Origin of the sequence: Streptomyces sp. NPDC006872, assembly GCF_040635845.1 — a bacterium.
In the GTDB taxonomy this organism is placed as follows: domain Bacteria; phylum Actinomycetota; class Actinomycetes; order Streptomycetales; family Streptomycetaceae; genus Streptomyces.
In genome coordinates this window covers 121,968-148,758 of sequence record NZ_JBEYIL010000013.1, presented here as the reverse complement: position 1 = coordinate 148,758, position 26,791 = coordinate 121,968, and the positions used below count along the sequence as shown (strand labels likewise).

23 protein-coding genes are annotated in these 26,791 nt (G+C 73.6%); 12 read left to right on the top strand and 11 right to left on the bottom strand.

Going from position 1 to position 26,791, the window contains the following annotated elements:
- Positions 1–84: 84 nt before the first annotated feature.
- From ABZ725_RS34025 to ABZ725_RS34005, 5 genes are all read right to left on the bottom strand, one after another.
- Complete coding sequence (locus tag ABZ725_RS34025; protein WP_358806331.1) at positions 85–2,541, bottom strand: vWA domain-containing protein; 2,457 nt, start codon at positions 2,539–2,541, stop codon at positions 85–87.
- Positions 2,542–2,621: 80 nt separating this feature from the next.
- On the bottom strand, positions 2,622–3,116 hold the full coding sequence (locus tag ABZ725_RS34020; RefSeq protein WP_358806330.1) for a Pycsar system effector family protein: 495 nt from the start codon (positions 3,114–3,116) through the stop codon (positions 2,622–2,624).
- The gene (locus ABZ725_RS34015; protein ID WP_358806329.1) at positions 3,106–4,317 is read right to left on the bottom strand and encodes a hypothetical protein; all 1,212 of its coding nucleotides are present in this window, start codon (positions 4,315–4,317) and stop codon (positions 3,106–3,108) included. The genes ABZ725_RS34020 and ABZ725_RS34015 overlap by 11 nt, the downstream gene beginning before the upstream one ends.
- A complete protein-coding gene (locus ABZ725_RS34010; protein ID WP_358806328.1) occupies positions 4,314–7,160 on the bottom strand; it encodes a hypothetical protein in 2,847 nt (948 codons plus the stop codon). The genes ABZ725_RS34015 and ABZ725_RS34010 overlap by 4 nt, the downstream gene beginning before the upstream one ends.
- Entirely contained in the window at positions 7,157–7,951 is a 795-nt protein-coding gene (locus ABZ725_RS34005; protein ID WP_358806327.1) for a hypothetical protein, read from the bottom strand. Before ABZ725_RS34005 ends, ABZ725_RS34010 begins: the two co-directional genes overlap by 4 nt.
- Before the next feature lie 549 nt (positions 7,952–8,500).
- Here ABZ725_RS34005 and ABZ725_RS34000 point away from each other — a divergent pair.
- From ABZ725_RS34000 to ABZ725_RS33990, 3 genes are all read left to right on the top strand, one after another.
- Complete coding sequence (locus ABZ725_RS34000) at positions 8,501–12,373, top strand: Pls/PosA family non-ribosomal peptide synthetase (RefSeq protein WP_358806326.1); 3,873 nt, start codon at positions 8,501–8,503, stop codon at positions 12,371–12,373.
- 86 nt (positions 12,374–12,459) lie between these two features.
- Positions 12,460–13,818, top strand: a complete 1,359-nt coding sequence (locus ABZ725_RS33995; RefSeq protein ID WP_358806325.1) for a M1 family metallopeptidase — start codon at positions 12,460–12,462, stop codon at positions 13,816–13,818.
- A 64-nt stretch (positions 13,819–13,882) separates the two neighbouring features.
- Entirely contained in the window at positions 13,883–14,299 is a 417-nt protein-coding gene (locus tag ABZ725_RS33990; protein ID WP_358806324.1) for a YchJ family metal-binding protein, read from the top strand.
- A 6-nt stretch (positions 14,300–14,305) separates the two neighbouring features.
- Here ABZ725_RS33990 and ABZ725_RS33985 read toward each other — a convergent pair whose 3' ends face one another.
- On the bottom strand, positions 14,306–15,007 hold the full coding sequence (locus ABZ725_RS33985) for a FadR/GntR family transcriptional regulator (protein WP_358806323.1): 702 nt from the start codon (positions 15,005–15,007) through the stop codon (positions 14,306–14,308).
- 140 nt (positions 15,008–15,147) lie between these two features.
- Here ABZ725_RS33985 and ABZ725_RS33980 point away from each other — a divergent pair, with 140 nt between their 5' ends.
- Together ABZ725_RS33980 and ABZ725_RS33975 are read left to right on the top strand one after the other, a co-directional pair.
- Positions 15,148–15,666, top strand: a complete 519-nt coding sequence (locus ABZ725_RS33980) for a gluconokinase (RefSeq protein ID WP_358806322.1) — start codon at positions 15,148–15,150, stop codon at positions 15,664–15,666.
- Positions 15,667–15,748: 82 nt separating this feature from the next.
- A complete protein-coding gene (locus tag ABZ725_RS33975) occupies positions 15,749–17,146 on the top strand; it encodes a gluconate:H+ symporter (protein WP_358806321.1) in 1,398 nt (465 codons plus the stop codon).
- A gap of 65 nt (positions 17,147–17,211) precedes the next feature.
- Here the strand turns inward: ABZ725_RS33975 and ABZ725_RS33970 are convergent, their stop codons facing one another.
- The 3 genes from ABZ725_RS33970 to ABZ725_RS33960 form a co-directional block, all read right to left on the bottom strand.
- Complete coding sequence (locus ABZ725_RS33970; protein WP_358806320.1) at positions 17,212–17,835, bottom strand: cytochrome b/b6 domain-containing protein; 624 nt, start codon at positions 17,833–17,835, stop codon at positions 17,212–17,214.
- Positions 17,819–18,598: a molybdopterin-dependent oxidoreductase gene (locus tag ABZ725_RS33965; protein ID WP_358806319.1), complete on the bottom strand. Its 780-nt coding sequence runs from the start codon at positions 18,596–18,598 to the stop codon at positions 17,819–17,821. The genes ABZ725_RS33970 and ABZ725_RS33965 overlap by 17 nt, the downstream gene beginning before the upstream one ends.
- A gap of 84 nt (positions 18,599–18,682) precedes the next feature.
- Positions 18,683–19,675 carry a hypothetical protein gene (locus ABZ725_RS33960; protein WP_358806318.1) on the bottom strand — a complete coding sequence of 331 codons (993 nt, stop codon included), beginning with the start codon at positions 19,673–19,675 and terminating at the stop codon, positions 18,683–18,685.
- A gap of 317 nt (positions 19,676–19,992) precedes the next feature.
- Between ABZ725_RS33960 and ABZ725_RS33955 the strand changes: the two genes are divergently transcribed.
- The 4 genes from ABZ725_RS33955 to ABZ725_RS33940 are packed head-to-tail and all read left to right on the top strand — an operon-like array spanning position 19,993 to position 22,187.
- Entirely contained in the window at positions 19,993–20,886 is an 894-nt protein-coding gene (locus tag ABZ725_RS33955) for a DMT family transporter (protein ID WP_358806317.1), read from the top strand.
- A 59-nt stretch (positions 20,887–20,945) separates the two neighbouring features.
- Positions 20,946–21,464, top strand: a complete 519-nt coding sequence (locus tag ABZ725_RS33950; RefSeq protein ID WP_351914219.1) for an NUDIX domain-containing protein — start codon at positions 20,946–20,948, stop codon at positions 21,462–21,464.
- A 10-nt stretch (positions 21,465–21,474) separates the two neighbouring features.
- Entirely contained in the window at positions 21,475–21,867 is a 393-nt protein-coding gene (locus ABZ725_RS33945) for a DUF202 domain-containing protein (protein ID WP_358806316.1), read from the top strand.
- Positions 21,864–22,187 (top strand): DUF202 domain-containing protein, encoded by a 324-nt coding sequence (locus tag ABZ725_RS33940; RefSeq protein ID WP_358806315.1) that lies wholly within the window; start codon positions 21,864–21,866, stop codon positions 22,185–22,187. The genes ABZ725_RS33945 and ABZ725_RS33940 overlap by 4 nt, the downstream gene beginning before the upstream one ends.
- A gap of 121 nt (positions 22,188–22,308) precedes the next feature.
- On the opposite strand, the gene ABZ725_RS33935 is transcribed toward ABZ725_RS33940, so the two are convergent.
- Entirely contained in the window at positions 22,309–23,256 is a 948-nt protein-coding gene (locus ABZ725_RS33935; protein WP_358806314.1) for an NADP-dependent oxidoreductase, read from the bottom strand.
- A 116-nt stretch (positions 23,257–23,372) separates the two neighbouring features.
- Between ABZ725_RS33935 and ABZ725_RS33930 the strand changes: the two genes are divergently transcribed.
- From ABZ725_RS33930 to ABZ725_RS33920, 3 genes are all read left to right on the top strand, one after another.
- On the top strand, positions 23,373–23,669 hold the full coding sequence (locus ABZ725_RS33930) for a hypothetical protein (protein ID WP_358806313.1): 297 nt from the start codon (positions 23,373–23,375) through the stop codon (positions 23,667–23,669).
- 187 nt (positions 23,670–23,856) lie between these two features.
- A complete protein-coding gene (locus tag ABZ725_RS33925; RefSeq protein WP_358806312.1) occupies positions 23,857–24,888 on the top strand; it encodes a phosphotransferase family protein in 1,032 nt (343 codons plus the stop codon).
- Between the two features lie 5 nt (positions 24,889–24,893).
- A complete protein-coding gene (locus ABZ725_RS33920; protein ID WP_358806311.1) occupies positions 24,894–26,108 on the top strand; it encodes an acyl-CoA dehydrogenase family protein in 1,215 nt (404 codons plus the stop codon).
- A 68-nt stretch (positions 26,109–26,176) separates the two neighbouring features.
- Here the strand turns inward: ABZ725_RS33920 and ABZ725_RS33915 are convergent, their stop codons facing one another.
- Positions 26,177–26,770, bottom strand: a complete 594-nt coding sequence (locus ABZ725_RS33915) for a TetR/AcrR family transcriptional regulator (protein ID WP_351914229.1) — start codon at positions 26,768–26,770, stop codon at positions 26,177–26,179.
- Between the last annotated feature and the right edge of the window lie 21 nt (positions 26,771–26,791).

The following is a 26,791-nucleotide window of genomic DNA, read 5'->3' as shown; positions in this document are numbered from 1 at the left end:
CCCGGCCCTCTGGGGCGGGCCGGTGGTGTGAGGGAGGTGTGGGCGACGGCGGGGCCGCGGTGGTGTCCGGGCCCCGCCGTCCGGTCACAGATCGGGGTCGTAGGCGTCGGCTCCGGCGGCGGGCACCCGGGTGGTGTCGTCGTGGACGGTGCGCGCGCCGGCCTGCCCGGACGCGTCCTGGCGTGGCCCCGGCGTCGTACGGCCCGGGCGGCCGGGCCGGGTGGGCCGGTCGGCGCGGGTGAGCCCCGGGAGCACCGGGCGGGGCAGGCGCAGGCCGGCGCCGAGCGTGGGTCGCCGGACGCGGCCGCGGGCCGAGTCGACCTTCAACCGCAGCCCGCCGGTGAGGGGCGCCGTCCTGCCGTAGGCGACCGCGATGCCGGCGGTCTCGGGGGTCCGCAGCCGGGCCATGCGCTGGGCGTCCCGCCGTACGGCGAACCGGCCCTGCCGGTCCGGCACCAGCCGGGGGTCGGTGCCGCTGCCGGCGACCACGCCGAAGCGGTACTCGGGGCCGTCCGTCCGCACCTGGATGGTGCTGACGGGCCGTTCGCCCTGTCCGTCCTCGTCCGGGACGAGGAGGGTGAGGACCAGTCCGCGCACGTTGTGGACGCGTTTGCGTTCGAGCAGCTGCCAGCCGGTGGCGGCGGTCGCGGCGGCCAGCAGCAGGCCGAGGGCCAGCAGCAGGACCCGGTGCTCCTGCGGCCAGCTCGGCGGCGGAGTCACCCGCAGGGTCAGCAGCCGGGCGTCCAGGACCCGTGCGGGCTGCCCGGTGTCGTACACCACGATCTTGGCCGAGAGCCGGCCGGGACCTACGTCGGTCCCGACGCGCACCTCGGCCCGCACCGTCCGGGTCTGCCCCGGCTCGAGGCGTACGCGGGCCGGGGTGACGGTGAGGTCGCCGCGCGAACTGTCCTCCAGGATCAGGTGCAGGACGCGTGCCGTGGCGGAGTCGTCGGACGCCTTGAGGGTCAGCGGCACGCTGTCGCCCGGGTGCAGGGTGGCGTCGGAGACGCCGAGATGGGCCTGCACCTGCGCGTTGACTCCGGCCACTCCGGTGACGAACGGCCGGTGGTCGGCGGTGAGTCCGACGGCGGTGAGCACGCCGGTCACCTTCAGGCGGTCCTTCGCCGTCCGCGGGACGGTGACCGTGCCGGTGAACCGGCCGTCGCCCGCGCGTGCGTCCTCGCCGCGCCCGTCGTCGGCGAGCGGCACGCCCTGGGGGGTGAAGCCGGTGCCGTCGAGGGTGGCCGAGACCTTCAGCGCCGCGAGGTCGGCCGGGTCGCTGACCGGCCGGTCGTTCCACGTCTGGAGCTGGAGGCCGACGGTGGCCTGCTCGCCGGGGCGCGGGGAGGCGGGCGTCATGACGATCGACGAGCGCAGCGCGCCGCGCCACTGCACGCCCACGCTGGCCAGCTGGTCGCGATGGCCCTCCGGCGCGCTCAGGTCCACCGTCCAGGTGCCGGGGCGCGGGGCGACGATGCGCAGCGACTCCACTTCCTGGTCGGCGCCGGTGAGCCGGTAGGAGGACACGCCGTCGTCGCGGGTGCCGTCGATCTCCTCGCCGTCCGGGGTCAGGATGCGCACCTCGACCGCCGGGTCGCCCTTGGACACCACGATGGTGGCCAGGGTGGCCAGCGGTGAGATCCGCAGCTTGAAGGTGGCCGGCGGAGTGTCCTCGTGGGTGGGATCGGAGATGAGACAGCGTGCGCTGGCGAACGCCTTCTGGACGGCCGTGCCCAGCGCGGCGGAGTCCTCGACGACCCGGGAGGCGGGCTTCGCCTGCGGCAGGTCGACGCAGGCGCCCTGGTAGCCGCCGGCCGCCATGGCGCGCAGGGCGTCCGGGTCGGGCGAGCCGAAGCCGAGCGGCCAGATCTGCACCCTGGCCTGCCTGGCCTCGGCGAGGGCCTGCTGGAGCTCCCGCTCGCCGTTGGCCTTCCTGCTCTCCTCGTCCGCGCCGTAGGCGGGGCTGTCCGAGACGTCCAGGACGCCGTCGGTGAGCAGGAAGAGGATCCGTGGGCCGGTGACCGACCCCTCGGAGAGACGGGCGATGCCCTGCCGGACGGCGGCCGGGAAGTCGGTGCCGGTGCCCTCGCCCTTGCCGCGCCGGTCGAGCTTTCCGACACAGGCGGCGATCTTCTCGCGGGCCACCTCGGTCAGGGCGGTGGTCGGGCACACCTCGTCGACGGCCTGCTGTGCGTCGTTGTCGGCGCTGGCGAAGCCGAGCACGGTCAGCCGCGAGCCGGTGGATATCTCGCCGAGTGCGATGCGCTGCGCGGCGTCCCGTTCGCGTTCCACGTCGTCGGCGCTCAGGCTGTTCGACTCGTCGACCGCCACGGCCAGGTTGATCGGGTCCGGCGCGGCCGGAGCGGCGGCCCGGCGCCCGTCGGCGGAGCCGGGCGCCGGACCGGCGGCGCCGATCAGCAGCGCCGCCGTGATCAGCGCGGCCGCCGCCCGGGCACGCGCACGTGCGGTGGAGCGACCTACACGAAAAGACCTCGAACATTTGCCCACATACCGGACATCACCGCTGGATGGATTCCCCACGTTCCCCACGTTCCCCACGTTCCCCACGTTCCCCACTTCGCCTTCCGACTCGGTCCCGGACCCTGTCCCGGACCGGTTGATCAACCGACCAGCAACCCGACCGTGGCGCACACCAGCCCGGTGAGCGCCGAGAGGATCCCCCACCGGATCCACCGGTACTTCGCGGCGAGGATGGCGCTGACGTCGACCGCCTGGGTCAGCAGCCAGACCACCGGATCCCGGCCCGCCCGGGCCGCCTCCGCCCGGATCCCGTCGATGCCGTCGTCCCGGTGGAGGGCCAGGACGTCGGCGTAGTAGGTGAGCCCCGGGCCGCTGCGCCGGGTGCCGCTGCGCGGCAGGACCGCGTGGACCAGCGCGCCGACGCCGGTCAGCCATCCGGCGACCGCGAGGGCGAACAGCACCGGCGCGGTGTTCGTACGCCAGTGCGGCAGCCCGGTGATGCCCACGAGCAGTGTGGGCAGCGCGATCACCAGCGTGAGCAGGAAGGACGCCTTGGCGTCGGCGCGTCCCGCGTCCTCCCGGATCACCGCCAGCAGCCGCGCCGCCACGAACTGCGCCTCGCCCTCACCGGCCATCGCCGTCCGGCCCTTCCGCAGCGGCGTTCCAGTAGTCGTCGTCGCGTCGCCGCCGCCGGGCGCCGTCCGGCGGGGACGGCTCCGGGGCGTACGCCTCGGGCCGGTGCGGCTCCGGACGGTACGGCTCCGGGCGGTGCGGCTCCGGGTGGTAAGGCTCCGGCCGGTACGTCGGCGGTTCGTGCGGGTCCGGGGCGTGGAACTCCGGCAGGTCGGACCTCGGCCACGGCGGGGCGTCCTCGGGCTCCGGCTCGCGGCGGGCGCCGGGCGGGGGCTGCGGCATCGGGAGTTCCCTCGACGGCGGCACGAAGGGGCCGGGAACCGCGGGGCCGGGCACGGCGGGGGGTGCGAAGCCGCCCTGGGTCAGTGAGGCGAGCACCCTGGTCCGCAGGAACGCCTCCAGCTCGGGGCTGGTGATCCGGCCCTGTTCCAGCATGCGGAGGAAGAACTCCTGTGTCTCGCGCCGGCCTTGGGCCTCGTCCTCCCGCATCATGGCGATGACGTCGGCCACGTCCTCCCGGTCGCCCATGGCCATCAGATAGGTGAGCCGGCCCTCCGCCGAACCCGTCGGCAGATGGGCGAACTCCTCCAGCCGGCGGGCCACCGCGTCCCGCTGCGCGGCCTCCTCACGCGCCTCGGCGACCTGGCGCTTGCGCATCTCGTCGGTGTCCACCTCGACGAACAGCCGGGTGTGCAGGCCCACATCGGCCCCGAAGTCGGCCCAGCGGTCGGTCTCGGTCTCCGCCAGGATGGCCTGGTTGGCCCGCTGCACGTCCTCCACCGCGAACAGGCCGGAGACCTGCCGCAGCCGGGAGACGATCTCCGGGCCCAGGTCGCTCTCGATGCCGGCCAGACGCACATGGGCGACCCGTTGGTAGTCCGTCACCTCCCAACGCAGGGTGACCTTCGTCGGGAAGAAGGTGGCCCCGTTCGCCGTCGGCAGGTCGACGGTGAAGACGGTGGTGTGCCGTCCGCGGGCTATCTCGCAGACGCTGACCGGACGAGCCCAGTAGCGCCGGGGCACGAGCTGCTCCGTGCCCTGCGAGGTGACCAGGCTGCAACCGCCGCCGTCGTAGTAGACGATCGAGGCGATCTCGGCACTCGTGTGCTGGAACTTGGCTCCCTGCAACACCCGTTCACGCAGATAGGGCCCGGTGACGGTGTCCGGTAGACCGGCCGGCTCCGGCTGCGGTTCGTCGCTCACTGCTGTCCCTCTCCTCGGCCGCGCAGGCCTGCCCCCACCGCGTCGAGCACATGGCCGACGAAGCGTTCGTCCATCGGCTCTCCCGGGTCGGCGGCCATCGCCTCCAGGACCCAGCCGAGCCGCTGCCAGTCCCGCTCCTCACGGACGAGGAGAGGGAGGAACCACACGAGCGCACGCAGCAGTTCGCCGTCCGTCGCGCCTGCCACGTCCGTCCCGTCCGCCACAACCGCCGTAGCCGCCGTAGCCGCCGCGGCCGCTGTCGGGGCCGTGTCCTGTTCCGCCGCGCGCAGCCACGAGGACAGGCCGTCGAGGGCGCGCTCGCCCGAGAGATGGCTGTCGAAGACCCGCCAGAGCAGTCCGGCCAGCGGACCGGCCGCCGCCGGCACCGTGACGGCGATCGCGAGCACCAGCGGCCAGTCGCTCAGTCGGCCCAGCTCCGCGTCGACGGCCGCGACGTCCGCCCGGGGCACGGCCGGGCGGCCCGGGACCGTCCGCCACAGACCGGGAAGGCGGACGGCCGGGGCCGCCCTGCCCGACGACGGCGCCGCACCCACCCGGCCCGGGCGTCGAGGAGTCCGGGCCTCACCGGCGGGCTCTGTCCGGGATTCCGGGTCGGCGGGTTCGCCGTCACCGCCGTCCGCGTCGGGGCTCTCGGGCTCCCAGTAGTCGTCGCCGACGGCGGTGCACAGCCGTACCCCGGTCAGCAGGGCGAGGTCACGGCGGTCTCCGGCGGCTTCGGCGGCCCATTCGCCCAGCAGCGTCAGCGCCTCGGCGGCCCTGCTGCCCGCGGCCAGCCGGGCCAGGGCGTAGGAGGCGACCTGGAGGTGCCTGCCCTCGTCCCTGGTGCCGAGGCGGCCGAGCAGTTCCACGGCGGTGCGGGTGTCGGGCTCGACCCGGCCGTGGCCGAGGGTCAGGGCGGCCGTCCAGCGCAGGCCCGCCTCATCGGCGTGCGCCCACTCCTCGACGACGGCCCGGACCGCCGTCCGGTAGGGCTCGCGGCGCGCGGCCTGGTCCAGGGCGGTGGCGGCGGCGTACCGCCTGCGGGTGGAGCGTGCGGAGGCGAGCGGGGCCACCAGTTCGACGAAGCCGTACCCGGGGTCGGCGGTGCACAGTTCGCCGGCCACCAGGGCGGCGCGGACCCAGACCTGCGGCCGGGGGTCGTCGGCGAGCGCGCGCAGCCAGCGGACGACGGGCGCGCGGGCCGCGTGGTGGCTCTGCCACACCTCGGCGAGGACCGCGCCGGCGAAGGCGTCCCCCTGGTAGCGGACGGTGCGCACCGGCAGCGGCACTCCGGCCAGGCTCTCGTCCTCGGTCTTCCCGAACTCGGCGCGGGCGGCGGCGAGGAGGCCGTCCCAGTCCTCGGCGAAGACCGGACGTCCGGGCTCCTTGCCGGGCGTCCGGGCGGTCAGCAGCTCCCGGGCCAGCAGGTCGGCCGCGTCGGCGACCGAGCTGAAGGCCTCGCCGTCCAGGACCGCCAGGGCCACCCGGAACGCGGCCTGCCGCAGCAGGGCGTGGGTCGCCTCCTCGGTCGCCGCCGCCTCCCTGCCCCCGGCGAACCAGGACCGGACCTGGGCGCGCACCACCTCGCCGCAGCGGTCCAGGAGTCGGTCCCTGGTCAGTGCGCCGCGAAGGTGCCGTACGACCAGCGCCGCCAGTGCGTCGGTCTCGGCGGGACGGAGATCGTCGAGCGCGATCCCTAGCGCCTGGCGCAGCAGCGGGTGGCGCAGGATCCGCTCGCCCTTGTCGAGGGCGTCCGGGCCGGCTTCCGCCTCGACGGCCGCGAGGCGTCGCAGCAGGTGCCAGGAGAGCAGTTCGGCAGCGGGCGCCGCCGGGCAGCGCAGGGCGTGGCGCCCGGTCAGCAGGGCGCCGGCCGGGGTGGACGGGGAGGCGACCAGCACGGCGTACGCGTCCCGCCGGGCCAGGGCCGCTGCCAGGGCGCCGAGATGCGCCTCGCTCGGCGCGGTCCAGTCGCCCGGTGTGTCGGGCAGCTGGAGGACGAACCCGCCGCCGGGGGCCACGCGTGCGGCGACGGTGGCGGGGTCGCGGAGGATGTGGTCCAGCGACGAGCCGTCCAGGCGGGTCACCCGACCGGGGGCGAGGTCGGCGTCCTCGCCCGGGGCGTCGGCCTCTTCGTGGGCGTCGTCGGCCGGCTTCTTCCGGGCCTGCTGCCGGACGTCCCTGGTCAGCTCCTCCAGCAGGCACAGCGCGGTGGTCCGGCGTCCGGTGCCGGGCGGCGCCACGACGACGAGCACCCTGCGCTCGCGCAGCACCTCCTTGAGCGCCTGGTAACCGTCGGGAGCGCAGTAGCTCCGGCTGAGTCGGACGAGTTCGTCCTCCGGCACCTCGCCGAGGACGGCGGAGCCGGCGTCGCCCGCGCCCAGGTAGACGTTGCCGAAGTGGGCGTGGCCGAAGCTGGTGCGGTCGAACACGCTGCTGTTGCCGCGAACGGTGAACCGGGCACGCCCTTCGGACCGGGACCGGCTGACGGCCCGGGAGCCGCCGGTGGCGCCGTCGGCCGCGACGGGGCTCTGCATGGCCTCCCTGAAGCGCTCGCCCTCCCGCCGCTGCTTCTCCTCCCACTCCGCCCGGGCCCGCTGGGCGGCGGCGTCGTCCTTGTCGTCGGCCTTCTCGTCGGCCTTGTCCTTGACGTCGGCTCTGTCCTTGGCCTTGGCCTCGGCGTCGCCCTTGTCCTCGAGGTCGCCGGACACCCGGTCGCGCTCGCCCCGGTCGCGCTCGCCCCGGTTCCGGTCCCGATTCCGGTCGACAGGCTGCGGTGGTGGCTGCGGCGGCTGCGCGGCGCCGACGTCCGCGGGCGGCGCCCCGGCGAGGCCCTCCGGGCTCACCCGGCCGCTCCGTCGCCGGTTCCGCGTCCCCCGAAGTGCGTCGGCCCGTGCAGTACGGAGTCGGTGACGACATAGCTGTCGCCCTCGACGTCGATGTCGAACCGGCCTCCCGCGCCTCCGACACCACCTCCGGCACCTCCCGCGCCCTCCGTGCGGTCGGGCTCCGGCGCCCTGCTCGCCCGGGACGGCGCGGCTTCGGCGTCGGCCTCGGCGCCCTTCCCCGTGAACCCCTCGTCGCCCGGCACCGCGGGGCGCGGCTCGCCCGGGATGTGGAACCAGGCGGTCGTCGGGCCCTCCTTGAGGGTGACGGGCGCCGCGCGGTAGGCGGGGGGCTCGATGAAGCGGCCGCCGTGCCTGACCACGTCCTGGTACAGCCGCTCGGTGACCACGCAGACCAGGTCCCGCCCGGAGCGCTCCAGCACCGCGCGGGTGGCCTCGGCGTCGGCGAGTCGGCAGACCAGGTCCATCGCCTCGCCGGCGAGGCCGTTGTCGTCCTGTGCCACGGGGCCGACGTGCATGGCGACCCGCAGGGCCAGCGGCCGGCTCCGCTCCTCGTTCAGGGGTCTCAGCCCCTGGTGGACCTCGGCCAGCCAGGACCCGATCAGCCGGGCCGGCGGCACCCTCGCGTCGAGGGCGGCGATGAAGCCGTCGCCCCGGTCCTCCCGGTGGATCAGCGCCGGGCCGACCCCCACGGCGTGGAAGGCGTTGTCGGTCAGTTCGTAGACGTCCCGGCGCATGCGCAGTTTCGCGCCATCGGGCAGACCCCCCGATCCCCGGACGTCCACACTCATCAAGAACTTGTAGATAGCACTGCCCGCCACCCGCATCGCCCCCCGTCCTGCGTGAATGGGCATCAGCATTCCGGAATCCGGAGGGGCTGGATGTAGCCGTTTACACATTGCGATGCTCGAGCGGGAGCATGCCGCGAAGTGCGCGCCCCAGGCGCACGAAGTCATCCCTTTTTCACCACGTCACGCCCCCCCCCGAGAGAGACGACCTGCCGACCGGGCTCGCTCCCCCGCGGCAGGAGCGAGGAGCCGTGAGATCACTGGTCGAGGTAGGCTGATGGGGGCACGCCAAAACGGACATCTGGACGACTGGGACGCTGTTCCCATCGATGTGGGGCAAGTCTCGCGGGCTCGCGAACCACCCAGGTCAGAGCGTTGCCGATGATCAAGTCCGGGCACCCGGACGGCCCACCCGAGTGGCCGGGCCGAGCGGGCGAGCCTAGCGTCGTACTAAAATTTCCGGCTTGTTACGGCGTTGGACCGGACAACCCCAGGCAGACCTGCGGGCCCGCCGGCGCCCCGGAGGCTTCCGGGATCGAGACGCGAGGACCGATGGCAGCCATTCACGAGAGCAGTGCTCTCGGCCTGCTCGACGAAGAAATCCGCGTACAACTCGGCGACACCGCACGCTTCTCCGGTGGCCCCGCCGCCTCTCCCCGCACCCTCGTCGACATCTTCGACGCGGCCGTGCGATCGTTCCCGGACGAACTCGCCCTGGACGACGGCAGCACGCCCCTCACCTACCGGGCCCTGGCCGTCGAGGTGGAGCGCCTCCGGCGCCGGCTCGCCGCCGCCGGGGTCGGACTCGGCGACCGGGTGGGCGTGCGCGTGCCGTCCGGCACCAACGACCTCTACGTGGCGATCCTGGCCGTCCTCGCCGTCGGCGCGGCCTACGTCCCGGTGGACGCCGAGGACCCCGACGAGCGGGCCGAGCTGGTGTTCGGCGAGGCGGACGTACGGGCCGTCGTGGGCGCCGGGCACGAGATCACCGTCCACGACAGCTCCGCGGACGCGGCCGCCGCCGGGCGGCCCGGCACCGAGCACGACGCCTGGATCATCTTCACCTCCGGCTCCACCGGCAAGCCCAAGGGCGTCGCCGTGAGCCACCGCAGCGCCGCCGCGTTCGTGGACGCCGAGGCCGCTCTGTTCCTCACCGAGGAGCCGATCGGACCCGGCGACCGGGTCATGGCCGGTCTCTCGGTGGCCTTCGACGCCTCCTGCGAGGAGATGTGGCTGGCCTGGCGGTACGGGGCCTGTCTGGTGCCCGTGCCCCGGTCGCAGGTCAGGAGCGGCGCCGACCTCGGGCCCTGGCTGGTCGAGCAGGAGATCACGGTCGTCTCGACCGTGCCGACGCTGGCCGCGCTCTGGGAGCCCGAGGCCCTCAACGAGGTCCGGCTGCTGATCTTCGGTGGCGAGGCCTGCCCGCCCGAGCTGGTGCAGCGGCTGGTGACGGAGGGCCGGGAGGTCTGGAACACGTACGGGCCGACCGAGGCCACCGTCGTCGCCTGCGCCTCCCTCATGTCCGGCGAGGAGCCGATCCGGATCGGGCTGCCGCTCAGGGGCTGGGAGCTGGCCGTGGTGGACGAGGCCGGGGAGCCCGTGCCGATGGGCGCAAGCGGTCAGCTGGTGATCGGCGGGGTCGGACTGGCGCGGTATCTCGACGCCGAGAAGGACGCGGAGAAGTACGCGCCGCTGGAGTCGCTGGGCTGGGAGCGGGCCTACCGCAGCGGTGACCTGGTGCGCGCCGACGCCGAGGGGCTCGTCTTCCTCGGGCGGGCCGACGAGCAGATCAAGCTCGGCGGGCGGCGGATCGAGCTGGGCGAGGTGGACGCGGCGCTGCAGGCGCTGCCGGGCGTCGCGGGGGCCGCGGCCGCCGTGCGGACCGCGCGCAGCGGCAACCAGCTCCTCGTCGGGTACGTCGTCACTCAGGACGGCTGGGACCAGGCGGCGGCCGTGGAGCGGCTGCGCGCCGAGCTGCCCGCCGCCCTGGTGCCGCTGCTCGCGCCCGTCGAGGATCTGCCGACGCGGACGTCCGGGAAGGTCGACCGCAACGCGCTGCCCTGGCCCCTGGAGGGCCTGGAGACGGCCGGCCCCGCCGAGCAGCTCTACGGCACCGAGGCGTGGCTGGCGGAGCAGTGGACCGAGGTCCTCGGCATCCCCGTGGGCAGTGCACGCGACGACTTCTTCGCGATCGGCGGCAGCAGTCTCGCCGCCGCCCAGCTGACGACGAGGCTGCGCACCCGCTACCCGAGCGCGGCCGTCCTCGACATCTACCAGCAGCCCACCCTGCGCAAGCTGGCCCGGCACCTGGAGGAGTCCGCGCAGGGCGACGGTTCGGTCCGGGTCATCGCCCCGGTGCCGACACGCGCCAAGGCGATCCAGCTCCTGCTGCTCCTGCCGCTGTTCACGCTGCGCGGGGTGCGCTGGACCGTGCCACTGGCCCTGTTCGGGAACCTGCTGCCCGGATACGCCTGGCTGCCGACCGCCCCCTGGTGGCTGATCGCGGCCGGGCTCCTGCTGCTCTTCAGCCCGCCCGGCCGGCTCGCGATCGCCGCGGGCGGGGCGCGGCTGCTGCTGCGCGACGTCCAGCCCGGCCGGTACCCGCGCGGTGGCAGCGTCCATCTGCGGCTGTGGACGGCGGAGCGGCTGGCCGAGTTCATCGGGGCGACCTCGCTGACCGGAGCCTGGCTGGAGCGGTACGCGCGGGCCCTGGGCGCCAAGGTCGGGCCGGACGTGGACCTGCACTCGCTGCCGCCGGTGACCGGCATGCTGAAGCTGGGCCGGGGCGCGGCCGTCGAGTCCGAGGTGGACCTGTCCGGCCACTGGCTGGACGGCGACCGGCTGGAGATCGGCCCGGTCAAGGTCGGCGCGCACGCGGTCGTCGGCACGCGCAGCATGCTCTTCCCGGGCGCGCGGGTCGGCAAGCGGGCCGAGGTGGCGCCCGGTTCGGCGGTCACCGGGCAGATTCCCACCGGTCAGCGGTGGGCGGGCGCGCCCGCGGTCAAGCTGGGCAAGGCCAAGCGCAACTGGCCCAAGGAGCGGCCGGCGCGGGGCACGTACTGGCGGGTGATGTACGGCCTGACCGGTTTCGCGCTGACCTCGCTGCCGGTGCTGGCGGCCGGGGCGGCGCTGCTGGTGGCGAGCCTGTTCGTAGCGTCCGGCGACGGGCTCGGCGAGGCCCTTCGGGGCGCCGCGCTCGCCCTGGTCCCGGCCACGCTCGCCTTCGGGCTGGCGTACGCCGTGGTGCTGCTGATCACCGTACGGCTGCTGAGCATCGGGCTGCGCGAGGGCACGCATCCCACGCACAGCCGGATCGGCTGGCAGGCCTGGACCGTGACGCAGCTGATGGACCGCTCGCGCGAGACCCTGTTCCCGCTGTACGCCGGGCTGGTCACGCCGGTGTGGCTGCGGCTGCTCGGGATGCGGATCGGCAAGGGCGCCGAGGTGTCGACGGTCCTCGCGCTGCCCAGCCTGACCACGGTCGGCGAGGGCGCGTTCCTGGCCGACGACACGCTGACCGCGCCGTACGAGCTCGGTGGCGGCTGGGTGCGGATCGGGCGCGCGGAGATCGGACGGCGGGCCTTCCTCGGCAACTCGGGGATGACCGCGCCGGGGCGCAGCGTGCCGGACGGCGGCCTGGTGGGCGTGCTGTCGGCGACGCCGAAGAAGGCGAAGAAGGGCAGCTCGTATCTGGGGCTGCCGCCGGTCCGGCTGCCGCGGAACACGACCGACGGCGACCAGAGCCGGACGTACGAGCCGCCCGCGCGGCTGCTGTGGGCGCGCGCCCTGGTGGAGCTGTGCCGGATCGTGCCGGTGTTCTGCTCGGCGGGGCTGGCCGTGCTGACGGTGGCGGCGCTGTGCGCGCTGGGCGCCTGGGCGCCGCTGCTGTCCGGGCTGGTGCTGCTCGGCGCCGGAGCCGCGGCGGCGCTGCTGTCCGTCGTGGCCAAGTGGCTGCTCGTGGGCCGGCACCGCAGCGGTGAGCACCCGCTGTGGAGCGGGTTCGTGTGGCGCAACGAGCTGGCGGACACGTTCGTCGAGGTGGTCGCGGTGCCGTGGCTGGCGGGCGCCGTGCCGGGCACGCCGGTGATGACGGCGTGGCTGCGGGCGCTCGGCGCGCGGATCGGCGTGGGCGTGTGGGCGGAGAGCTATTGGCTGCCGGAGTCGGATCTGGTGACACTGGGGGACGGGGCCACGGTCAACCGGGGCTGTGTGCTCCAGACTCACCTCTTCCACGACCGGATCTTGCGGACGGATACTGTGGTCCTCCGTGAGGGCGCAACGTTGGGCCCTGGCGGGATCGTGCTGCCCGGCAGCACGATCGGGGCCCGTACGACCCTGGGCCCCGCGTCGCTCGTCATGGCCGCGGAGTCCGTCCCGGACGACACCCGCTGGCTCGGCAACCCGATCGAGGCATGGCGTCCCTGAGCGGGCCGCGGGGAGCCGGCGGGCGGAACAGCAGGCGGGGCCCGGCGGCGGGTGGTTCGAGCACAGGTCAGGGAGCGGACGGGGTAGTGGCAGTTCAGCAGACGGTCGGGCCGGATCCGTACTTCCCGGCCAACGGTGACTCCCGGTACCGGGTGCACCGCTACGAGCTCACGCTGGACTACCGGCCCGGTCCGAACCGGCTGTCGGGCGCGGCGCGGATCAACGCGATCGCGGGGCGTTCGCCGCTGAGCGAGTTCCAGCTGAACCTGGCCGACTTCAAGATCGGCCGGGTTCGGGTGGACGGCCGGCAGACGCACTACACCCACCGCGGCGGGCGGCTGCGGATCCGTCCCGCCAAGCCGATCCGCGCCGGGGCCGCCTTCACCGTGGAGGTGCACTGGTCGGGCAACCCGAAGCCGGTGAGCAGCCCGTGGGGCGGTCTCGGCTGGGAGGAGCTGGGCGACGGGGCGCTGGTGGCGAGCCAGCCCGTCGGAGCGCCGTCCTGGTACCCGTGCAACGACCGGCCCGCGGACAAGGCGTCGTACCTGATATCGATCACGGTGCCGTCGGCGTACTCCGTGGTGGCCGGCGGCCGGATGCTGACGCGGACCACCAAGGCCTCGACGACGACCTGGGTGTACGAGCAGTCGGCGCCGACGTCGAGCTATCTGGTCGGCCTGTCGATCGGCAAGTACCAGACCGTCCTGCTGGGCGATCCGGGGCTCGGCGGCATCCCGCAGCACGGGCACATTCCGGGGCACCTGCTGGCGGAGTTCTCCCGGGACTTCGCACGGCAGCCGGGGATGATGCATCTCTTCCAACAGCTCTTCGGGCCCTACCCGTTCGACGAGTACGCGGTGGTGGTGGCGGACGAGGAGCTCGATGTCCCCGTCGAGGCACAGGGGTTGTCGCTGTTCGGCGTCAACCATGTGGACGGGGCGCGGGGTTCGGAGCGGCTCGTGGCGCACGAGCTGGCGCACCAGTGGTTCGGCAACAGCGTGTCCATCGCCGACTGGCGGCACATCTGGCTCAACGAGGGGTTCGCGAAGTACGCGGAGTGGCTGTGGTCGGAGCGGTCGGGCGGCCGCAGCGCGCAGCAGCTCGCCGCCGTCGCCCACCGGTTGGTGTCCTCGCGGCCGCAGGACCTGCGGCTGGCCGACCCGGGCCGCAAGTCGATGTTCGACGACCGGCTCTACGAGCGTGGCGGCCTCACCGTCCACGCGCTGCGCTGCGCGCTGGGCGACGAGGCGTTCTTCCGTATGCTGCGGGCCTGGCTCGGGCTGCACCGGGGCGGATCGGTGACGACGTCGACGTTCGTCGCCCACGCGGCCCGCTTCGCCCCGGAACCGCTGGACGACCTGTTCGACGCCTGGGTGTACGGCACGGCCCTGCCTCCGCTGCCGGTCCTGACGCCGGTCCGCAGCGCGGGCGCGGAGTCGGCGTGACGCTCCGCTGTGACAGCGGTGACCGCGCAGTTCCCCGCGCCCCTCACGGGGCACAATGGGGCCCATGGCTCGACGTACCGCTCGCCCGCTCCAGCGCACCTCCGCCGCCGCCGGGGCCGGTTGCCCCTGCGGACTGCCCGCGGCCTACGAGGCCTGCTGCGGACGGTTTCACGCGGGCGGTGACGCCGCCCCCACCGCCGAGGCCCTGATGCGCTCGCGCTACTGCGCGTTCGTGAAGGGCGATGCGGGATATCTGCTGCGGACCTGGCATCCGCGGACCCGGCCGGAGCGGCTGGAGCTCGATCCGGGGATGCGGTGGACGGGGCTGGAGATCCTCGCCACGGTCGACGGGAGCACGTTCCACCCGAGGGGGGTCGTGGAGTTCCGGGCGTCCTACCGGGGCGGGGCGCTGCACGAGCGCAGCAGCTTCGAGCGGGTGGACGGGGCCTGGGTGTACGTGGACGGGGAGTTCCCCGGCTGACCTGCCTCAGGGCGCCAGGATGTCCAGTTCCTTCAGCGCGCCGAGCGTGATCTCACGGGTGAGGCTCTCGGCCCGGGCCGGGTCGCGTTCGCGGACCGCCTCCGCGACCTGGACGTGCAGGGTGACGGCGGCGGGGGCCGGGTCCTCGAACATGACCTGGTGATGGGTGCGGCCGGTCAGGACCTCCGCGACCACGTCGCCGAGGCGGGCGAACATCTCGTTGCCGGAGGCCGTGAGGATCACCCGGTGGAAGGCCACGTCGTGGTCCAGATAGCCCTCCAGCCGATGGCCGCGTGAGTTGGCCACCATGCCGAGCGCGCACTCCGTCAGCTCCGCGCACTGCTGCGCCGTCGCGTGCTGCGCCGCCAGGCCCGCCGCGATCGGCTCGATCGCCGAGCGCAGGACCGTGAGCGAGCGCAGCTGGTGCGGGCGGTCGGCGCCGGCCAGCCGCCAGCGGATGACCTGCGGGTCGTAGACGTTCCACTCCGCCTTGGGCCGCACCGTCACGCCCACCCGGCGGCGGGACTCGACCAGGTGCATGGACTCGAGGACGCGGACCGCCTCGCGCATGACCGAGCGGGAGACGTCGAAACGCTGGGCGAGTTCGTCGGTGCGCAGGACACTGCCCGGCGGGTATTCGCCCGCGGTGATCGCGGGGCCCAGGGCGTCCAGTACTTGGCCGTGCAGACCCCGGCCCGGAGTGGTCATGCACACAGAGTACGGGGTAGATCACGGAGCCAAAAAGTCAGACTTATATGTCACAGACTCTTGAATTAGTCGTACCTAATCGGTTTCAGTGTCGTCGGCGTCCGTTGACGTCAGGTGTCGAGGAAGACAGCGAGGCAGAGATGCGTACCCCCCACGTCGTCGTGGTGATGGGCGTCGCCGGCACGGGCAAGACCACCATCGGTCCCCTGCTCGCCGCCCGGCTCGGCGTCCCCTACGCCGAGGGCGACGACTTCCACCCGCAGGCCAACATCGCCAAGATGTCGGCCGGCACGCCGCTCGACGACGACGACCGGTGGCCCTGGCTCGACGCCATCGGCGCCTGGGCGGACGGGCGCGCCTGGCTCGGCGGGGTGGTCAGCTGCTCGGCGCTGAAGCGGTCCTACCGCGACCGGCTCCGGGCCTCGGCCCCCGGTGTCGTCTTCGTGCACCTGGCGGGCGACCGTGCGCTGATCGAGGACCGCATGGCGCACCGGCAGGGTCACTTCATGCCGACGGCCCTGCTGGACTCCCAGTTCGCCACGCTCCAGCCCCTCCAGGCGGACGAGGCGGGCGTCGCCGTCGACGTGTCCGGCAGCCCGGAGGACATCGCCGGGCGGGCCATGACCGCGCTCGCCGCTCTTCCCGACGCCGCCGCGTAATCCCCGCGCTCCCCCGCACCCCCCTCTCCACCCCCGGCTCCACCCTCATCCCGAACCCCCATCACCTGTAAGGGACTCCCCCGTGACCAGACTCAGTGTCGAGGCGCTGGCAGCGGACGCCGCCGAGCCCATCACCTCGGCCGGCCACGCGCAGTTGGGCATCGCCGTTCTGGCGGGCATCGCCGTGATCGTCCTGCTCATCACCAAGTTCAAGCTGCACGCCTTCCTGGCGCTGACCATCGGCTCGCTCGCGCTCGGCGCGTTCGCCGGGGCTCCGCTCGACAAGGCCATCGCGTCCTTCACCACCGGGCTCGGCGCCACGGTCGCCGGCGTGGGCGTGCTGATCGCGCTGGGCGCGATCCTCGGCAAGATGCTCGCGGACTCCGGCGGCGCCGACCAGATCGTCGACACGATCCTCGCCAAGGCGAGCGGGCGCACGATGCCGTGGGCGATGGTGCTGATCGCCTCGGTGATCGGTCTGCCGCTGTTCTTCGAGGTCGGCGTGGTGCTGCTGATCCCGGTGGTGCTGATGGTCGCCAAGCGGGGCAACTACTCGCTCATGCGGATCGGCATCCCGGCGCTGGCCGGTCTGTCCGTGATGCACGGGCTGGTGCCTCCGCACCCCGGCCCGCTGGTCGCGATCGACGCCGTCGGCGCCAACCTGGGCGTCACCCTGGCGCTGGGCGTGCTCGTCGCCGTCCCGACGGTCGTCATCGCGGGCCCGCTGTTCTCGCGCTACGCCGCCCGCTGGGTCGACGTCCCCGCCCCCGACCGCATGATCCCCCAACGGCCGTCCGAGGACCTGGAGAAGCGGCCCGGGTTCGGCGCCACGCTCGCCACCATCCTGCTGCCCGTCGTGCTGATGCTGTCCAAGGCGCTGGTCGACATCGTCGTGGACGACAAGGAGAACAGCGTGCAGCGCGTCTTCGACGTCGTCGGCTCGCCGCTGATCGCCCTGCTGTCCGCCGTGCTCGTCGGCATCTTCACGCTGGGCCGGCCCGCGGGCTTCAGCAAGGAGCGGATCTCGCAGCTCGTCGACAAGGGTCTCGCGCCCATCGCGGGCATCCTGCTGATCGTCGGCGCGGGCGGCGGCTTCAAGCAGACGCTGATCGACTGCGGCGTGGGGCAGATGGTCCTGGACATCTCCGAGGACTGGTCGATCCCGGCCCTGCTGCTGGCCTGGCTGATCGCGGTGGCGATCCGGCTGGCGACCGGTTCGGCGACCGTGGCGACGATCTCGGCGGCCGGCCTGGTCGCGCCGCTCGCGGCCGACATGTCGACCACGCACACCGCCCTGCTGGTCCTGGCCATCGGCGCGGGCTCGCTCTTCTTCAGCCATGTCAACGACGCCGGGTTCTGGCTGGTGAAGGAGTACTTCGGCCTCAGCGTCGGCCAGAACATCAAGACCTGGTCGGTCATGGAGACCATCATCTCGGTGGTCGCCGGCGGTCTGGTCCTGCTCCTCTCACTGGTCATATAACCCGTCGCCCTGGCCCTATGGGCCGTCGCCCGGGCACCGCCTGTGGCGCCCTTGACGGATCTCCGTCACGGGCGCCACAGGCGGTGTTCCCGCTCCGCCCACTCCCGGCTCACCACGCCCGTGCGCATGCCGCGGCGGGCCTCCGGGTCGCCGAGGGCCATGCCGATGTGCCCGGCGAGGACGACGCCGATGGTCAGCGCCAGCCAGTCGTGGACGAAGGTCGCGCTGGTGCGCCACATGATCGGGGTGAGGTGGGTGAACCACATGAGCAGACCGGTGCCGAGCATCACCAGGGTCGCCCCCGCGATCCAGGCCGCGTAGACCTTCTGCCCGGCGTTGAACTTGGCCGCCGGACGCGACTCCCGTCGCTTGTCGCGCCGCAGGGCGGCCCGCAGCCAGCGGCGGTCGTGCGGGCCGAAGCGGTTCAGGTGCCGCAGATCGGCGCGGAAGGCGCGGGAGGCGAGGCCCGCCAGCACCGGGACGGGCAGGGCGAGACCCGCCCACTCATGGATCCGGACCACCAGCTCGCGGCGGCCCACGAGCTGGGCGAACTCGGGGATGTACAGACAGGCCGCGGTCACCACGCACACGCCCATCAGGGCGCCCGTGGCGCGGTGCACCCATCGTTCGGCGCGACTGAACCGGCGGATGCCCGTGGCGGCCGGCGGCGCCTCAGCTCGTAGGCTCATCGTCCCGTCCGTTCGAACGGCCGACCCAGGCGTCGACGTCGTAGCCGCGCTCCTCCCAGTAGCCGGGCTTCACCTTCTCGGTGACGGTGATGCCGGAGAGCCACTTGGCGGACTTGTAGAAGTACATGGGGGCCACATAGAGGCGGACCGGGCCGCCGTGGTCGTGGCCGAGGTCCTTGTCCTGCATGCGCAGGGCGACCAGGACGTCGGCGCGGCGCGCCTGGGCGAGGGTGAGGCTCTCGGTGTAGGCGCCGTCGAAGCAGGTGAAGCGGATCGCGCCGGCCTCGGCCCGGACGCCGGCCGCGTCGAGGAGCGCGGAGAGCCGGACGCCCTCGAAGGGCGTGCCGGGGACCCGCCAGCCGGTGACGCACTGGACGTCCTTGACCATGCGGGTCTGGGGCATGGCCCTGAGCTGGGCCAGCGTGTAGCTGCCGGGGCGGTCGACCAGGCCGTCCACGGTGAGGCGGTAGTTCGTGGCGTTCTTGTGCGGGACCGACGAGGTCACCGAGTAGTAGCGGAAGCCGCCGCCGTTGGGCAGCAGACCGGTGAGGCCGGTGGGGTCCTTGTCGGCGGCGCCGGCCAGGAAGGCCTCCATGCCGCGCTGGAGCGGGGGCGCGGCGACGACGCCCAGCGCACCGAGGGCGAGCGTGCCGAGGAAGATCCGGCGGCCTACGGGCGCGCCGCGTTCGCCGGGTGCGCCGCGCTCGTCGGGCGGCTCGGACGGCTTTGACGCCTCTGACGGTCCGGATGGTTCGGAGTTCACCTTTCCATTCGAACACTCGGGGCGCGGCGGGGCCAGGGATCCCGGGCGGCCGTCGGACTTCCGTCGGGAGTTCTTACCCCGCTCTCAGACCACGGGCTCCGCATCGGTGCCCAGCGCACCGGCTCGGGCCGCGCGGAAGGCCGGGTACGGGTCGCGGGCCGGGTAGGACCAGGGCTCGGGGGTGGCGTGCTGCCCGATGCGCCGGAAGAGGGCGGCGGCCTCGGCGCCCCGGCCCTCGCAGAACGTGGCGTGGGCGAGGAAGTTCAGGTCGAGCAGTCGGCGGGGGTGACCGTCGCCCTCCCACTCCTCCCATTCCAGCCACCAGTCGAAGGCGGCCTTCAGCACGTCCCTGGCCCGGCCGTCCTGCCAGTGCCCGGAGGCGACGGGGTCGGCGGGCGCGAAGCCGTGCGCGGCCAGGACGCGGTAGCGCTCGGCGTGCGCGACGACCGGGAGGACGGCCAGCGGGGAGTCGGCGGGCGCCTGCTCGGCGGCCCAGGCGGCGAAGTCGTAGACCTCGTGCAGCGGGTCCGGGCCGCCGTCCGCTCGGCGCTCCGCGAGCCGGGCGACCATCAGGTGGTGGGCGTGGTGGTGGTCGCGGTGCCGGGACCGGACCTCCTCGAAGATCCGCACGGCCGCCGCCCCGGCGGCCTGCTCCAGCTGGAGCAGGCCGAGCCACGGGGTGGGGTCGGCGGGCGCGAGCGCGGCGGCCGACCGGCAGGCCGCCCGGGCCACGGCCGGGTCCTCCTTGCCGCGCAGCGCCCGGCGGACCCGGGCCAGCGCGTGCAGGGCGGCGGCGTCGGCGCAGCCGGGTTCGGCGAGCAGCCACTCATGGGCCCAGGCAGCCGCGTACGGCTCGAGCGCGAGGACGGCGACCCGGTGCGCGCGGCGGTCCCAGTCGTCGCCGGTGCGGGCCAGCAGGGCGCGGACGGGCTGCCGTCGGCCCTGGGCCAACGCGGCGCGCGCGACGACGAGTTGGCTGTCGTCCAGCGCCGGGTCGGGGGCGGGGGCGGGGACCGGGGCGAGGGTCGGACGGACGCGCTCGTGAGCGCGGCCGAGGGAGAGCGGGGGTGGGGGCACCGCGGGACTTCCTCATCCTCCTGGGAGGCGGCTGTGGCATCGGCCCGCGATCGGCCGATCACGCGCAGTCAACCCTCGGCCGACGCTCACCGTCAAGGCCCGGGTAGCCGTGACAGGTGTCAACCGGCTTACGGCACAAGGAAGTTGACGGCGGTCCGGCCCTGGTGGGAGCCGCTGCGGCCGCGGCTTCGAAGAACCGGTGTGGCGTATGCCATGGCGCGGCCTCGCCGGAGCCCACACCATGGCCGTAGAGGGACGCTAGAGTCGGCCACCACGCACCCCGTCCGTGGTCCGACCGGATGAGCGAGGTACGCAGCGTGTCGGTTCTGGTTCTGGTTCTCGCCGTGAGCGCCGCCTGCTGCCTGGGCTTCGGGTTCGTGCTCCAGCAGAACGCGGCCCAGAAGGCGCCGCTCGGCGACTTCCTCTCGCCGCGTCTGCTCCTCGACCTCATGAAGGTGCCGCGCTGGCTCGGCGGCATCGGCCTCATGGTGGCCGGCATGGCGCTCGGCGCGGTCGCGCTCGGCCAGGGCGAGATCTCCCTGGTGGAGCCACTCCTGGCGACGAACCTGCTGTTCGCCCTCGCGCTCTCCCGCCACCAGACCAAGCAGCCGCTGGGCCGCCAGGGCTGGGCGGGCCTGCTGCTGCTCGCGGGCGGCGTGACCACCTTCATCGTGGCGGGCGAGCCGCGCGGCGGCAGCGCGCTCACGGATCCGCTGCGGCACTGGCTGATCATCGGCGTGATGGTCGGACTGGCCCTGCTGCTCACGACGTACGCCAAGCGCTCCCGGCTGAGCTCCGGCCCGGTCCTGCTCTCCCTGGCGGCCGGTCTGCTCTACGGCGTCCAGGACGCGCTGACCCGGGTCAGCGGGCAGCGGTTCTCGGCGGGCGGCCTCGGCGAGATGCTGACCGGCTGGCAGCCGTACGCGGTGCTCGCGCTCGGCGTGACCGGACTCGTGCTGGTCCAGAGCGCCTTCGAGACGGCGCCCCTGCGGATGTCGCTGCCCGCGCTGACCGCCGCCCAGCCCCTCGCCGGGATCATCTGCGGCGTCGGCTTCCTCGGCGACCGGCTGCGCACCGACACCGGCGCGCTGGCCTGGGAGGCGGCGGGGCTGGCGGCGATCGTCGCGGGCATCGTGCTTCTCGGACTCCACCCGGCGATGCCGCGGGGCACGGCGCCGCGCGAGCAGGTGCCGGACCTCCAGCCCCAGTAGCAGCCTGCCCGACCGGCCTGCCCGACCGGCCTGCTCGGACGGCCTGCTTGGATGGGGTCATGAGCGCTGCTGACGAGATCCTCGACATCGTCGACGAGCACGACCGGGTGGTCGGACGGCTCCCGCGCGGGCAGGCGTACGCCGAGGGCCTGCGCCACCGCTGCGTCTTCATCCGGGCCAGGGACGCCGAGGGCCGGATCTTCGTCCACCGCCGCACCCCGACCAAGCTGGTCTTCCCCTCCCTGTACGACATGTTCGTCGGCGGGGTGGTCGGCGCGGGCGAGAGCTATGACGACGCCGCCCTGCGCGAGGCCGAGGAGGAGCTGGGCGTGAGCGGTCTGCCCCGCCCGGAGTTCGTCCTCAAGTTCCTCTACGACGGCCCCGCCGGGAGCTGGTGGTCGGCCGTCTACGAGGTCCGCTGCGAGCTGCCGGTGAACCCCCAGGCGGAGGAGGTGGCCTGGCACGACTTCCTCCCGGACGAGGAGCTCGAACGGCGGCTGCCGGACTGGGAGTGGGTGCCGGACGGGCTGGCCGCGTACGAGCGACTGCGGGAGTTCCGGGCCCGGGGCGACGGGTAGGGTCCTGCGGGTGATCGAGTTGGTACGGAACGTCCGGTTGTGGTTCGCGCCCGCGCAGGTGCGGGAGGGAGGCAGCACGCCCGACTACCGGTTCTCGCTGGCGAACGAGCGCACGTTCCTGGCCTGGCTGCGCACCGCGCTCGCGCTGATCGGCGGGGGCTTCGCGGTGGACCAGTTCCTGCCGGACCTGCGCTGGGGCTGGCGGGTCGGGCTCGCGCTCGCGCTGCTCGCGGCGGGCGTGCTGTGCTCGCTGCGCGCGGTGAACCACTGGGTGCGCTGCGAACAGGCCATGCGCCGGGGCGAGGACCTGCCGGCGTCCCGCTTCCCGGCGCTGCTGGGCGTGCTCGTCGCGGTGGTGGCCCTGGCGATGGTCGTCGTGGTGCTGGTGGGGTGGGAGGGATGAGCGGCGCGGCGCTGTCGGAGCGCGACCCCGGTCTGCAGCCCGAGCGGACCCGGCTCGCCTGGCGACGGACGACGCTGGCGAGCACCGTCGCCGCCGTGCTGGGCCTGAAGACCGCGCTGCACGGCGGCCCGTCGGCGGCCGCGATCGTCGCCTGCGCGCTGGTCTGCGGCCTGTGGCTGGCCTTCCTGCTGCTCGCCCACGGCCGCATCCGCACCCTCTCCGCCACGGCGAGCCCGGCGGCGCTGACCCCACGGCACGCCACGGCGGCGGCACTGTGCGCGGTGGCCACGGCGGTGTGCGCCGCGGCCCTCGTCATCTAGGGGCTCCCTGCTCGGCTGGAGGCTTCTGCTCGGCCGGGGTTTTCCTCCTCGGCCGGGGGATTCCTCCTCGGCCGGGGTTTTCCTCCTCGGCCGGGGTTTTCCTCCTCGGCCGGGGGATTCACTACTCGGTGCCCTCGTCCGCCCAGTCGACCGTCACCACGATCTTGCCGCGGGTGCGGCCCTCCTGGTTCAGCCGGTGGGCGTCCGCCGCGCGCTCCAGCGGGAACGTGTCGGAGACGTGCACGGAGACCACGCCCTGTTCGGCGAGTTCCGCCAGCCGGGTGAGATCCTCGACGTCGGGCCGGACCCAGTGGTACAGGCCGCCGTAGCCGACGACGTCCCCGTCGGCGATCGACACCAGGCGTCCTTCCGGGGCCAGCAGGTTGGCGGAGACCTTCAGGGTGTCGCCGCCGACCGTGTCGAAGGCCGCGTCCACGCCCTCGGGGGCCAGTCCGCGCACCCGTTCGGCCAGTCCCTCGCCGTAGGTCACGGGCTCGCCGCCCAGTGAGCGCACGAAGTCGTGGTTGGCCTCGCTCGCCGTACCGATCACCCGGGCCCCCAGATGGGCGGCGAGCTGCACGGCGATGGAGCCGACGCCGCCCGCCGCCGCGTGGACGAGGACCGTCTCGCCCCGCTTCACCCGCACGGCCTTGGTCAGCACCTGGTAGGCGGTGAGCCCGGCCAGGGGCAGGCCGGCGGCCTCCTCCCAGGTGAGGTTGCGCGGCTTGCGGGCCAGGGTGCGCACCGGGGCGGCGACGTACTCGGCGAAGGTCCCGCGCGAGAGGAAGTCCTCGCGGACGTAGCCGATGACCTCGTCGCCGACCGCGTACTCCGCGACGGACACCCCGAGCTGGACGACGACCCCCGAGACGTCCCACCCGGGAACGACCGGGAAGACGGCGTCGAGGATCGGGTCCAGATATCCCTCGCGGCACTTCCAGTCGACGGGGTTCACGGCCGCCGCCCGCACCTTGACCAGCACCGAGTCGGGACCGACCTTGGGGTCCCGGACGTCCCCGTATGCGAGCGTCTCCGGCCCGCCGTAGCGTGAGTAGCTGATGGCCTTCATGGGTCCGACCCTCCGGGGTACCCGGACGCCACGCAAGCCGAATGACCCGTTATGGGCAGTTCGCGTGGCAACCTGTCCGACGTCGTCACCCCCCGCAGCTTCGAAGGTGAGCACGCATGACCACCCTGCACGTCGAACACCCCGCCCACCCGCACAACCACGGCCCGGACTGCGGGCACACCCGGGTGAGCCACGGCGACCATGTCGACTACGCCCACGACGGGCATCTGCACCGGGAGCACGGCGGCCACTGGGACGAGTGCGAGCCCGGCGGGCATGTGACCCACGACGGGCACGAGCACCGGCACGGCGCGGACTGCGGGCACCCGAGCGTGCTCCACGGCGACCACGTGGACTACCTGCACGACGGCCACCGGCACGCCGAGCACGACGACCACTGGGACGACCACTGACGCGCCACCGACGCGACCGCTGACGCGGCCGAAAACCGCCTGCCGACGGCTCCCCGGATTCTTCCCGGGGAGCCGTCGCCCTATCGTGGCCCCGATCACGTTGGACGCGACCACTGGACGGCATACCGACCGGTCGGCATCATGGTGCGGAGTCCTTGTCCACCCGTCCCGTCCGTAGGAGCGACGCATGAGCCCCGATCACCCGCCCGGACTCGACCTCGACGGGCTGCGCGCCCTGCTGGAACGCGAGCGCCCCGGTCTGGTCAACGGCCCCCTCACCGGCCGGCTGATCGAGGGCGGGCGCTCGAACCTCACCTACGCGGTCTCCGACGGCGAGGCGAAGTGGGTCGTCCGGCGGCCCCCGCTCGGGCACGTCCTGGCCACCGCGCACGACATGAAGCGCGAGCACCGGGTGATCAGCGCACTGCACCCGACGAGCGTCCCGGTGCCGCGCCCGGTGCTGATGTGCGAGAACCCCGACAACGGGGCGGTGCTCGGGGCGCCCTTCTACGTGATGGAGTTCGTCGAGGGCACCCCCTACCGCACGGCCGAGGACCTCGCCCCGCTCGGCGAGCAGCGCACCCGGGACGCGGTGCTGTCGCTGGTGGACACGCTGGTGGAGCTGCACGCGGTGGACCCCGCCGGGGTGGGCCTGGCCGACTTCGGCCGTCCCGAGGGTTTCCTGGACCGGCAGCTGCGCCGCTGGGGCAAGCAGCTGGACGCCTCCCGCAGCCGCGACCTCGCCGGGATCGACGAGCTGCACGCGGCGCTCGGCCGCGCGCTGCCGCACTCCCCCGCCCCGGCGGTCGTGCACGGCGACTACCGGCTCGACAACGTCCTGATCGGCGCCGACGACAAGATCAAGGCGATCCTCGACTGGGAGATGTCGACGCTCGGCGACCCCCTGACCGACCTGGGCCTGCTGGTGATGTACAGCGTGCCGCTGGAACTGCCGGACTCCCCGATCTCCACGACCGCCACCGCCGTCGGACACCCGTCGGCGGCCGAGCTGATCGAGCGCTACGCGGTCCGTTCCGGGCGGGACGTCTCGGCGGTCTCCTGGTACACGGCGTTCGCCTGGTTCAAGCTCGCCGTGATCCTGGAGGGCATCCACTACCGCTACACGCTGGGCCAGACCGTCGGGCGCGGCTTCGACCGCATCGGCGATCTCGTCCCCCTCTTCATCGCGCACGGCACGACCACTCTGCAGGAAGGCTGACCGGCATGGACTTCGCGTTCGACGCCCGCACCGAGGAACTCCGCGCCAAGCTGCTCGCCTTCATGGACGAGTACGTCTACCCGGCCGAGGCCGTCGCCGAGGAGCAGCGCGCCCTGCTGGCCTCGCCGTGGGACACCCCGGCCGTGGTGGAGGAGCTGAAGGCGGAGGCGCGCCGGCAGGGCCTGTGGAACCTCTTCCTGCCCGACGCCGAGCACGGCGCCGGCCTGACGAACCTGCAGTACGCGCCGCTGGCCGAGATCACCGGCCGCTCCCCGCACCTGGCGCCGACGGCCCTGAACTGCGCCGCGCCGGACACCGGGAACATGGAGGTGCTCGCGCAGTTCGGCGACGAGCGGCAGCAGAAGCAGTGGCTGGAGCCGCTCCTCGCCGGTGAGATCCGCTCGGCGTTCGCGATGACCGAGCCGGACGTGGCCTCCTCCGACGCCACGAACATCACCACGCACATCGAGCGGGACGGCGACGAGTACGTCGTCACGGGCCGCAAGTGGTACATCTCCGGGGCGATGAACCCGGACTGCCGGATCTTCATCGTGATGGGCAAGACGGACCCGGACGGCGCCGACCCGCGCCGCCAGCAGTCCATGGTCCTGGTCCCGCGCGACACGCCCGGCGTCACCGTCAAGCGCGCCATGAAGGTCTTCGGGTACGAGGACCACTCCCACGGCGGCCACGCCGAGGTGCTCTTCGACCACGTGCGTGTGCCGGTGACGAACCTGGTCGGCGAGGAGGGCGGCGGCTTCGCCATCGCCCAGGCCCGGCTCGGCCCCGGCCGCATCCACCACTGCATGCGGCTGATCGGCATGGCGGAGCGGGCGATCGAGCTGATGTGCCGGCGGGCCGTCTCCCGCGACGCCTTCGGCAAGTCGCTGGCCCAGCAGGGCGTGATCCACAACTGGATCGCGGACGCGCGCGTGACGGTCGAACAGCTGCGGCTGCTGGTGCTGAAGACCGCCTGGATGATGGACACCGTCGGCAACCGGGGCGCCCACACCGAGATCCAGGCCATCAAGATCGCGACGCCCCGCGCGGTCGTCGACATCATCGACCGTGCGATCCAGCTGCACGGCGCGGGCGGCGTCAGCCAGGACTTCCCGCTGGCCGAGCTGTACGCGAGCGCGCGCACCCTGATGATCGCCGACGGCCCGGACGAGGTGCACCAGCGGTCGCTGGCGCGGCGGGAGCTGAAGAAGTACCTGTAAGGGCATGCGGTAAGGGGCGGTCGCCATGGGCGACCGCCCCTTACCGCTGGACGCGTGGACGCACGCGGCTACGGACGCAGCGCCCGCAGCAGCAGGTCGGCCAGGTGGTCGGCGACCTCCTGGGGGCTCATCGGCCCGCCCGGCCGGTACCAGGTCGACAGATGGTGCACGGACCCGAAGTGGTAGTCCACGACCAGGTCGGCCGGGGTCGCCGTGGAGAACACACCGGCCTCCTGGCCCTCCTCGACGAGCGCGCGGAACCGTTCGTGGTAGCGCCGCCGCTCGGCTCGCACCTGCTTGTTCTTCTCCGGGCTCAGATGGTGCATCGACCGGAAGAAGATCATCGCGTCGTCGAGGTTCTCGATCGTGGTGACGACGACGTCCGCCGCCGCGGCCCGCAGCCGCTTCTCGATCGGCTCGTCGGCGTTCGCGAAGGCGTCCAGGCGCTCCTGCTGGACGCGCAGCACGCGCGCGTACACCTCGTGCAGCAGGTCGTCCTTGGAGCCGAAGTAGTGGTAGAGCGCCCCCTTGGTGACGCCGGCCGCCTCCACGATCTCCTGCACCGAGGTGCGGTCGTAGCCCTGCTCGGCGAAGAGCCGGGTGGCCGCGGCCAGCAGCCGCTGCGGCACGGGGGTCCCGTCGCCGTCCGTCGTCCTGGGCACTGCCGCCACCTCTCGCATCGT